The organism is Sedimentitalea sp., from assembly GCF_039973035.1.
GTDB lineage: Bacteria > Pseudomonadota > Alphaproteobacteria > Rhodobacterales > Rhodobacteraceae > Sedimentitalea.
Window position 1 is genome coordinate 56543 of record NZ_JBDWLR010000050.1, and the last position, 10186, is coordinate 66728.

Below are 10186 nucleotides of genomic sequence, written 5' to 3' on the forward strand. Positions count from 1 at the left end.
GGTACTCTAGTTGATCAACACAAACGTTCGTCCGGTCGAACCAGAAGAGCGCAAAATTGGCACCAGAGACCCAAGACTCACGGTGCCACCCGAAATCAATGGAACCTGCGCACCGCTTGCAAAGACAGTCGATGTTCTTCTTTCGGAAGGTTGCTCGGCAACAATCGGGAGCTGTTGCAGCCTGGCAGTGGCCGCGCGGATCATGTCAAACCGCGCGGCATAGGTTCGCGCACGAGGTTGCGTTCGTGAGTGATAGGCTCCCGCCGCTTCGGACCAACTCCCGAATTCATGAAAGAGATCGAGCAGAAACTTGGCAGCATAGTCCGCGTTCAATACCGGATCAAACATGTCATCAATAGATCGGAATGCGGCACCATGCCATTTGTAGTTGATCTGAAAACATCCAACATCAAAGCTGCGCGCGCCTCGTTTGAAATGCCGGAAAACATAGGCACGGGCTTCGTCTTCAGAAACGAACCACTTACCAGCTCCCTCCATGTTGACGGTCCAAGGCCAGGGTTCCAATCGGCCCTCGGTCGTTCGGCCGGTCTCGGCCCGAGAGATTGCCTGCAATACGTCATATGGCACATTCTGAGATTTAGCCGCGATGCGTGCGGCACGGTCACACAACAGGGCGGTTTCAGCCGAGGACCCGGTGCCGGCAGATGGCAAGGCAGCCAAAGCCGATGCGAAGCTCGCAGCAACAAGATGCCTACCAGCCATCTGTTTGAGTTGGCCCACGGCGCGCAGAAATATGATCAAGAATCTAGGCATTCTGCCCCTTTCCAGCGTGGTTTCATCACGGTTTTGACGCTAGGCGCCGCTTATTGAGATTCCGTTATCACGCCTTCTGCATTGAGGAATTCTGATCAGACAGCTGAACCCCAATTTGGCGTCACTCAACAGGGCTTGGCGCCTGCAACGTGCCCAGCATTTCGTCGATGCCCGAGCGTGCATTCATGCTGTCGTATAACAGCGTTCTGGCAGCAGCGAGCGGCGGGATCGCTTCATCTGTTTCGACTTGCACGGCGAGCTGAGATGACAGTTCGGCAAGGCGACTATATTGAGGATCTTCGATAGGCGGTAAACTCTCCCATGCATCGCCAAGCCAGAGATTACGCGCCGCAGTTTCCGGTCGCGCCGCGTCAAGCAAAACTTGACCGGCTGTACCAAAGTCGCCATTTGCCCGCATTGCCCGCGCCCTGATCTCCGACGCTTCGGGGCTTTTGAGGTTCAACACTTCGATCATCGCACGGTGCGGTAATCCATTGGCCAATGCGATTTCCGCGCGTAGCAATTGTTCTTTCTTGGACAGCGTGCCTGATCTTGCCGGTTTCAGCATCGCATAAGCCTGCTCCGCGAACCCAAGACTAAGCAAACGTTCCGCCATCTTTGTCTCAAGTTGAGACGAAAGCGCAATTCCATCGCTCTTCGCCCGCGGGAGAACGAATGTTAGGAAGGTAACATCGTCAGCGTTTTCGGTAAGGGAGTTCAACGCGCTATTCGTTGCCCTATCACTCGCGATCTCTGAATCAAGCTCCATGAGCTCACCCAAAACCCGAAAGGCTTCGTCAAACCGGCCGACCATCGCAAGTGACGTCGCGTGTATCCGCCGCAGTTCCGCTTCCAATTCGCCCAAGCGATGCTCCGTAGCATAGGCAGCGGCGAGCTCTGGTAAATCTGGTCGCAATGGCCGACGCTCGGCCTCCAGCGTGTCAATCAACTTAATCAATGCTTCTGGAGAGAGTTCGGAATCAGAAACGACGACCTTTTCCATCTTCTCAACTGCAGCTTCGGATTGACCCGTTGCGATTTCTATTTCTGCGGCGGCAAGATCGTGCGGCGGCCCGCTTGAATCAGTACTACGGTCGACGGCACGCAGCACATCACTGGCCAGTTCGCGGCGCCCTAGGCTGTTGAATTGCCGACTAAGTCTCGGACCAAGTTGCTGTCTCAAATGGCGGGGTAAGTGAGAAAAACCCTGCAACACCGCATCGGAATTGATCTTTACGCTGTCATCGGTTTGCGCGAGCGCAGACCATAATGCCGAGCCTGGGGAACAACCGGATTGTCCAGAGAGCAGCTCCCCTTGTGCCACCGGTCTATCATCCAAAACGTCGGCAAGAGCGAGCAGGACGTCAGTTTGTTCGTCCGTTTCCGACAACAGCGCGAGTACGGCACGGGCTTCGTCACCGAATCCAAAGTGCAAGTAAGTCTTTGCAAGATCCGTCACCGCTGCACTATTTAGTCGGTCAAATTCCTCAAACAAACGAACACGATGCTGACTAACTTGATCCGAAAACGGCCGATCATTTCCCCAATCGGAAATTGCTGTGAACTCCGCAGGCAAACATTCGGGTTCATTGGTAAACTGATCAAATACAGTGACAACGCTGGCCATGTCTCTGTCAATTACCGTTGTTGTTGCAATATTGATCTGTGGTGTAAGCGAGGGCGCGGTTTCAGTCTTCTCTGAAACGGAATCCGGGAGTTGAGGGAGCAAATCCGCGACGGGGGTGAGTAGGCCCTGAGACGTTGCGCGTTGAATTTGCGCAAGCAGACGCTGTTCCGAAAAACTGGACCTAACAAGTGTTCCGCCCGCGCCGGCAGATGGTGGATTGGCGACCGGTGGAGCCAGAGACTCGGGCCGTCGTAGATCACCCACGTGTGTCAAGCGCGCTCTAGCAGTGCCCTCGCCAAGATTGAACCTGTATGACGCGATGCCAATTGGCGGCAATCTCGGGCTGAGCAAAGCCTCATCAGGCTTGGGATCGCGAATATCGATGACAAGGTAATTCCCGGGTTGCGCGAAACTCTCGACCTCACAGTTACAGTTCAAACTCAACTCCAACGGAGCGCCATTTTCACGTTGCTTGAGCGCAAGAAGCCGCTTTCGCGGTATTTTTTGAAAGACGGCTGCGATGTCGAGCCGAATATCGGGTTGGTCAATATCGACGCGCGCCAATCGGTTGCTGCGGGTGATTGACCAGCCCACACCGTCTTTCAGCTTCATCACGAGCCGGGTGAATGTTTCGTGTTCCCCCGAACGGACGACTACTGTCTGCGCCTGCAAGCCGCTAGCAGCTACGATGAGAAGAATACAGAACAGAAGAAACCGGTTCATGCTGCATCCTGCTTCACAGCCTTGAGCGCCTGTTCCAGATCGCTAAAATCAGGTCGACAATGAGCCGGCGTATTCTGGCGTCCGACTTCGATACAGATCGTCGCGGCATGGTTGTGCAAGTTTGCAATCAACACTTCACGGATCAATAAATAGAAATGGTTGTCCTCCTCGACCACCGTCTTGACGCGGGCAGCAAATGGACCGACCAGCCCATATGCCAGAAACACCCCGAGAAACGTGCCGACCAGAGCGCCGCCGATCAATTTCCCCAAGACTTCGGGAGGCTGGTCGATCGACCCCATCGTCTTGATCACACCCAAGACGGCGGCAACAATTCCCAACGCGGGCAAACCGTCGGCCACGGTCTGCAACGCATGGCTGGAATGCAGAGCGTGATGCAGATTGACCTCCATACGCTTGTCCAGAACCTCTTCGACCTGATGTGGATCATCATAGTTCATGGAAGCAGAGCGCATGGTGTCACAGATCAGGTTGACTGCTTCCTTATCTGCCTGAATTTTCGGATACTTCGAGAAAACTGATGAACTGTCAGGGTCCTCGATGTGTTGCTCTACATCCATGGGATTTTGGCGAGCAATCCTAATCAGCTCAAACAGCAAACACAGCAAATCACTGTAGTCCTGAGGCCGCCATTTCGGCCCCTTAAAGACTTTGCCGACATCTTTGGCCGTGTGTTTAACCGCAGCCATATCGTTGCTGATCAGGAACGCCCCGATCGCTGCACCTCCGATCATGATCATCTCGAACGGAAGCGTCTTTAGGATGATCGCCATCTTGCCACCGGCCAGAAGATAGCCCCCGAACACCATCCCAAAGATCGTGACAATGCCAATTATGCCAATCATTTAGCGACTCCGTGTTGCATGGGCTTAGGACAGTTTGGCCTGTCGGCCTTAACAAACGTTGACCAAGCTGAATTATTCCTTGGGAACCGAAGCGTTACGACCAGCAAGAACGACGCTGATGGAATAGGCTGCCATCGGGCTGAGGCCGGCCATCACGCTGGCAGCTGCATCTGGCCGCATACGAGCAAGGAAACCTGCGGCAAACTCAGGAGCCATTGCCTCAAAAAGCGCAGCCGCTTGTTTTGGCTTCATCTTTTCATAGACGTTGGTGAGGCGGACCAGATCCTCCTCGGTTGCCCCATCCGCAAGTGCAAGTGTGGCAGAGAGGCGTTCTTCTGCGCCGATCAATGCCTCGAGTCGTCGACCAATTGCCTCTTCCGCGATTTCAAGGGCTTTCATGCGATCCTGGATCTGCGCCTCCCGTGTATCCAGTGCGTGTTCGCGGTGCTGGAATGCCTCAATCAGGGTTTGCATTTCTGCAGATGACGGTGCCGCGTGCGCCACCTCTGTCGTCACGACAACGTCTGTATCGTCCACAAGAGGGGCTTCTCGCGCGAAGGCCGGACCGGCCTGCAATCCCAAGCGCACCAAAGCCGACCCGATTAGAAGGACTGAGATGATCGCCAGTGCACCGAAGCGCACACGGGGCGACCCGCTTTTCGCAGTCATTGCTGAGCTCCCTGCTGAGCGCGCTCGTGCCGCACAAATATTGGCCCGGCAGGAGCCACGGGCTTAGTGGGTTCAACCCGTTCTGTTGTTGCGGGCGTCTCAGGAGGTGTTGCATCCGGCAGGTCATGCAGTGATGCCATCAACAGCTCCAAACGCGCAGCAACCGATTCAGCCCGTCCTGTCAAATCGTCCAGCGCCGCGTTGGAACCGTCAGAGGCGGCCCGCGCGCTGGAGAGAGTCTTGCTAAGGTCATCAACTTGCGCGGATAGCACCGCGACTGCACCGCCCACACCCTTTTCAAGGTCATTGAACCTGTTCAACCTGCGCGCCAGGACAAAACAGTACAGTCCAGCGCCCAACGCACCCGCGACGAGAAAAATATCTGCAACCAGTTCCAACTTTGCCTCCTAATTCAACACAAATTCCATGACCAGAAGGTCACGTACCCGGCCCTGCCCCGCGACCACCTGAACGCGCCGCAGCATCTGACCACGCAATTTTGACAGCGCCTGCGGCTCTTCGAATTCGGTGACATCCAACGCCCTTAGGTAGCTGTTCAGAACATCGACGATTCTCGGCAATATCAGCTCGACATCGTCTTGATGCGTCCCGTTTACTTCAAGCTGACTACGAAAGCGCAGATGACGCACATATTTGTTGCCGGTCAAAGAAATCGTAATCGGCTCGATCTCGACGAACGCGATATCCGGCATTGGTTCGATCTGCGCCTCTGGATCGCCATGAGCATCGACCGCAGTTGATTCCCCATGACTGAACAAGAGGCCCGATGAACTGGCGTAGAATCCACCGCCTGCCCCCGCAATCGCAAGCACTAGGCCAAGGATTAACGGGAGTTTCTTTGATTTGACCGGAGCTTCCGGCGCCTCTGCAACGGCATCCGACATCATAATTCCTATCGTTTCGTACGGTGCCTTCATAACCGTGCAGGAACTAACCGATTGTTAAGGCCAATCGACCAAACAAGAGAGAACGTTGGCAGAACGTCGACGACACGGAGGATATCGTGCAGCAGATCAAAACGATTTGGGTCGAACTCGACAGACGCAAGCAGATGGTGGTGATTCTCGCCTCTGTTGCTGTGATCGTAACACTGGTGGTGATGTCGCGTTTGGCAGCCTCTCCCTCAATGAAGCTCTTGTATGCAGGACTGGAAAACGGCTCGGCCGGGGATGTGGTCCGCGCACTTGAGCAGCGCGGAACACTATATGAGGTCCGCGGAGGGTCGATCTATGTTCCGGCGGAAAACCGTGATGAACTCCGGATGACGCTCGCCAGTGAAGGGCTGCCCGCCAATGGTGGTCGCGGGTACGAATTGCTTGATTCCCTGAACGGATTTGGCACGACCTCGCAAATGTTCGATGCCGCCTACTGGCGGGCCAAGGAAGGCGAACTCGCACGGACGATCGTCGCCAGTCCGTATGTGACGCAGGCGCGTGTGCATATCGCGCACAACGGCTCTGGCCCGTTTCAGCGCAGTGTTGATCCAACCGCATCCGTTTCAATTGTGCCCGCCGGCGCGCCCGTGACACCAGCCCAGGCCAATGCATTGAGATATCTTGTCGCGTCTGCGATTGCGGGCCTGACGGTCGAGAATGTCGCAATCATAGATGCCAACGGCACGTTGATCGGGACAGCGGACACAGGCACGTCACCCAATACTGCAGATGACCGTGCATCCCTGCTGCGCGAGCGTGTTCTCAGACTGATCGAAGCGCGCGTCGGCGCCGGAAACGCAGTGGTAGAGGTAAGCGTCGATACCGTTACTCAAACCGAATCCATTCGCGAACGCCGTTTCGATCCCGAGGGTCGTGTCGCCATCAGCACCGACACAGAAGAACGCACAGATTCCTCGACCAACGCCGCCGGTGGCGATGTAACGATCGCCTCGAATCTACCGGACGGAGATGGTGCTGGTGGAGAAGGCTCCAAAGCACAGGGCAGCGAAACCCGTGAGCGAATCAACTATGAAGTGTCTGAGACTGAGCACGAAATTGTGCGTGGACCCGGTGATATTCGACGTTTGACCGTTGCGGTCCTTGTAAATGGTCTGAACTTGACTGACAGCACAGGCATCGCGACCTTTCAACCCCGATCTGACGAGGAATTGTCGGCACTTCACGATCTCGTCGCTTCCGCCGTCGGTTATGACGAGGCCCGTGGCGATGTCATAACGCTGAGATCCATGGATTTGCCTACCATCGCACCGTTGGGAACGGCGGCAGCAGGAGGCATGTTCCAAGGACTTGCGCTGGACATCATGTCATTGATCCAGCTGGCCGCGCTGGCCTTGGTTGCATTGGTTCTCGGGTTATTTGTCGTGCGTCCTATTCTCAGCAACGCACAGAAACTGCCCCAGTCAAACCTTGCGATGCTGCCACCAACTGAACAGGAAACCCACGATCGCGGCCCGGTGCTGACCGGAGAGATCGACGATGGCCCGTCCGAACAGTTTCAATCGGCAGCTCTGACAGCGGAGCAGTCCGCATCCGGCAACGCCTTGCCAGCGTTGGCGAACGGTTCCGATTCACCGGTTGAGCGACTGCGTTCGATGATCGGCGAGCGCCAGGAAGAAACCGTGGAAATTCTGCGCAGTTGGCTCGAAGAGAATGAGGAGAAAGTATGATGGCAATCGCGCACCTCTTGGAGGATTTCAGCGTTATCGACCGGCCCGAGAAATCGGTGATGGAAATTAGTGACGACGCCGTTGAGGATATCCGCCTCGCGTCGTTCGAGCAGGGCTACACGGCAGGTTGGGACGACGCAATCCGCGTGCAATCGGATGACAAGAACCGCGTCATCGCGACGCTGGCACAGAACCTCGAGGATTTCTCGTTCACCTATCAGGAAGCACTTGCCCAGATGACCCAGGCGGTCGAGCCGGTTTTCGAGGCGCTGATGCACAAAGTCTTGCCAGAGGCCCTGATGCAAAGCGTCGGAGCCAAAATTGTTGAGCAATGCCTTGCCCTTGCGCGTGATCAGGTTGAACAGCCCGCGATGCTGGTCGTGCCCGTGGGTGCAGGCACGGCCCTCAAGCCGATCCTGCAAAAAGATTTGCCTATGCAGATTGTCATTCGCGAGTGCTCTGACATCGCTCCCGGCCAGATCCAATTGCGTGTCGGCGACGGCGAACGCGAGATCGACGCCGATGTGCTTTTGGCATCGCTGAACGAGTCGGTCGATGCATTTTATCACACCCTGACCGAGGATTCTCTTTATGGATAACGACTCCGATGCCCGCGCCAAAGCGAATGGCCAAACCAGTCCGTTTGTCTCTGTGCCGATCGAAATCACCGTGTCTGTTGGAAAAGCCCGGCCACTGATCCGCGAACTTGTAAGTCTGGGCGAGAATGCGGTTCTGACTTTGGACAAGCGCATTGAGGACCCGGTAGAGCTGTTTGTCGGCGATCGGCTGGTCGCGCGGGGACAGCTCGAGGAACTCGGCGGCGATAACGCCGGTCAACTTGCGGTCCGTCTGACGGAAATCGCCGATTTTCAGAACGGACTGGGATGACTCTCCGCGCAGCATTGTTTCTGGCGATCACGCTCGCGATGACTTTCGCGTCGCCACAGATGGCTGTGGCACAGGAGATTTCGTTGTTCCTCGGCGATAGCGGGTCTGTATCTGCTCGCTCAATCCAGCTGATCCTGCTGATCACTGTACTCAGCCTTGCGCCGGGACTGGCGATCATGATCACCTGTTTCCCGTTCCTGGTGACAGTTCTGGCCATTCTGCGCCAGGCCATCGGACTTCAGCAGTCGCCTCCCAATATGCTGATGGTCAGCCTAGCACTGTTTCTAACCTATTTCGTTATGGAGCCCGTCTTTACAGAAGCGTGGGAGAAGGGAATCAGCCCGCTTATGAAGGAGCAGATCGCTGTAGAAACGGCGCTTGCGCGCAGTCTCGAACCGTTCCGTGTATTCATGTCAGATCGCGTCGATCGGGACACCTTTGTGGCCATGGCCGAATTACGTCCGAACGCTGCCACAATCCGCTCCGGCCCCGACGCGCCATTGTCTGTTCTGGTCCCAAGCTTTTTGCTCTCTGAAATTTCCCGGGCCTTTCAGGTCGGTTTTTTGATCTTTCTTCCATTCCTGATCATTGACCTGGTGATCGCCGCAATCCTGATGTCGATGGGCATGATGATGGTGCCCCCAGCGATCGTTTCATTGCCGTTCAAACTCGCCTTTTTTGTCGTCGCAGATGGATGGAGCCTGATCGCGAGCGCACTGGTGCGCAGCTACTTTCCCTGATCCCCTGCAATGCGCCTCATAAACGAATGTTCTGGCGCATTCGGATCACGATGCTTAGCCTAGGTACCTGCCCATTGGGCGGCAAACTGAAACCAATGGTATGCGCATGGCTGATATCCGCGATCTCAAGCTTCTGGTGTCTCTGGCGCGCCACAAGCACTTTTCCCATGCCGCGGAAGATTGCGGCATATCACAACCTGCATTTTCTGCGCGCATTCGCAAGATGGAGGATGAGTTCGCGATTCCGCTCGTGCGACGCGGCAACAAGTTTCTCGGATTTACCCGCGAAGGTGAGGTCGTACTGAAATGGGCGCGCCGATTGCTGAGCGATGCAGAAGGCATGCGGCAGGAAATCGGCGCATTGCGCAACACGCTGCGGGGCAAATTGGTCGTCGGAACGGTGCCTACGGCGCTGCCCTTCGCCGCGATCGTCTCGTCGCATCTGCGCAAGGCTCATCCCGATCTGTCGCTTGAACTGCAATCATTGTCGTCACGCCAGATCGAATTACGGCTCAACGACTACACGCTGGACGCCGGCCTCACCTATGTACAGGAAGCCGATCCCGAACACACCGAGACGCTGTACAACGAAAGCTATGTGCTGATCGCACCGGCGCATATGGCGCCGCGCTCAGCGGGTCAGGCCCGTTGGAGCGAAGCTGCGGAGCTGCCCTTGTGTCTGCTGACGCCAGACATGCGCAACCGACAGTTTGTCGATGAAATCTTTCAGCGAATCGGGGCCGAACCGAATATCGTGATGGAAGCTAACGGTTTTACGGCACTGTTGGCACAGGTCGTTAGCGGCAACGCAGCGACAATCGCGCCCAAAGGTGTTGCCGAGACCTATTTCTCCGCCCGCACTGCGACCCGGCTCGACCTGGTCGAACCATTCCGAACACAGGCAATCGGGCTGTCGATCCGGGAACAGCAACCAGAAACGCCAATCATCAAAGCCTTTCGACGCGCGGTTCAGAATTCATTATAACCAAAACCGATGGCGCATTACAGAATTGCGATTTGACCAAATATTGAGGAGTTGGGATACCAAATACAAACGAGGGAGTCGATAATGACCGTCATGAACACCAAACCCGGAGTTTGGAAAAGCGCCCGCGGCAAGGGTCGTCGAACGCCGAAGGGTCGTCAGTATGAGGATGGTGCGCTTTCGGATGTGCGTGTTTTGCTGGGCGATGCGCCGGTTCGGCGGGATTTGCTGATCGAGTATCTGCACCTGATACAGGATGAATATGGTCAC

11 protein-coding genes and 1 pseudogene are annotated in these 10186 nt (G+C 55.9%); 6 read left to right on the forward strand and 6 right to left on the reverse strand.

Features of this window, described 5'->3' with window-relative positions; all coding sequences use genetic code 11:
* Nucleotides 1–6: 6 nt before the first annotated feature.
* The 6 genes from ABJO75_RS12385 to ABJO75_RS12410 form a co-directional block, all read right to left on the reverse strand.
* A complete protein-coding gene (locus ABJO75_RS12385) occupies nt 7–774 on the reverse strand; it encodes a transglycosylase SLT domain-containing protein (protein WP_348124637.1) in 768 nt (255 codons plus the stop codon).
* A gap of 121 nt (nt 775–895) precedes the next feature.
* Complete coding sequence (locus tag ABJO75_RS12390; RefSeq protein ID WP_348124639.1) at nt 896–3124, reverse strand: hypothetical protein; 2229 nt, start codon at nt 3122–3124, stop codon at nt 896–898.
* Nucleotides 3121–3990 carry a flagellar motor stator protein MotA gene (gene motA / locus ABJO75_RS12395; RefSeq protein ID WP_348124641.1) on the reverse strand — a complete coding sequence of 290 codons (870 nt, stop codon included), beginning with the start codon at nt 3988–3990 and terminating at the stop codon, nt 3121–3123. The genes ABJO75_RS12390 and motA overlap by 4 nt, the downstream gene beginning before the upstream one ends.
* Nucleotides 3991–4062: 72 nt before the next feature.
* Entirely contained in the window at nt 4063–4659 is a 597-nt protein-coding gene (locus tag ABJO75_RS12400) for a hypothetical protein (protein ID WP_348124643.1), read from the reverse strand.
* Nucleotides 4656–5057: a hypothetical protein gene (locus ABJO75_RS12405; RefSeq protein WP_348124644.1), complete on the reverse strand. Its 402-nt coding sequence runs from the start codon at nt 5055–5057 to the stop codon at nt 4656–4658. The genes ABJO75_RS12400 and ABJO75_RS12405 overlap by 4 nt, the downstream gene beginning before the upstream one ends.
* Before the next feature lie 9 nt (nt 5058–5066).
* The gene (locus tag ABJO75_RS12410; RefSeq protein WP_348124646.1) at nt 5067–5564 is read right to left on the reverse strand and encodes a flagellar basal body-associated FliL family protein; all 498 of its coding nucleotides are present in this window, start codon (nt 5562–5564) and stop codon (nt 5067–5069) included.
* 119 nt (nt 5565–5683) lie between these two features.
* Here ABJO75_RS12410 and fliF point away from each other — a divergent pair, with 119 nt between their 5' ends.
* From fliF to ABJO75_RS12440, 6 genes and pseudogenes are all read left to right on the forward strand, one after another.
* Nucleotides 5684–7303 (forward strand): flagellar basal-body MS-ring/collar protein FliF, encoded by a 1620-nt coding sequence (gene fliF, locus ABJO75_RS12415; protein WP_348124648.1) that lies wholly within the window; start codon nt 5684–5686, stop codon nt 7301–7303.
* Nucleotides 7303–7902 carry an ABC transporter ATP-binding protein gene (locus ABJO75_RS12420; RefSeq protein WP_348124650.1) on the forward strand — a complete coding sequence of 200 codons (600 nt, stop codon included), beginning with the start codon at nt 7303–7305 and terminating at the stop codon, nt 7900–7902. The genes fliF and ABJO75_RS12420 overlap by 1 nt, the downstream gene beginning before the upstream one ends.
* Nucleotides 7895–8191: a FliM/FliN family flagellar motor C-terminal domain-containing protein gene (locus ABJO75_RS12425; RefSeq protein ID WP_348124652.1), complete on the forward strand. Its 297-nt coding sequence runs from the start codon at nt 7895–7897 to the stop codon at nt 8189–8191. Before ABJO75_RS12420 ends, ABJO75_RS12425 begins: the two co-directional genes overlap by 8 nt.
* Nucleotides 8188–8931: a flagellar type III secretion system pore protein FliP gene (fliP, locus tag ABJO75_RS12430; RefSeq protein ID WP_348124654.1), complete on the forward strand. Its 744-nt coding sequence runs from the start codon at nt 8188–8190 to the stop codon at nt 8929–8931. The genes ABJO75_RS12425 and fliP overlap by 4 nt, the downstream gene beginning before the upstream one ends.
* A gap of 106 nt (nt 8932–9037) precedes the next feature.
* Nucleotides 9038–9916: a LysR family transcriptional regulator gene (locus ABJO75_RS12435; RefSeq protein WP_348124656.1), complete on the forward strand. Its 879-nt coding sequence runs from the start codon at nt 9038–9040 to the stop codon at nt 9914–9916.
* 84 nt (nt 9917–10000) lie between these two features.
* Nucleotides 10001–10186: pseudogene (locus ABJO75_RS12440) on the forward strand (NADH-quinone oxidoreductase subunit F); the annotation flags it as partial.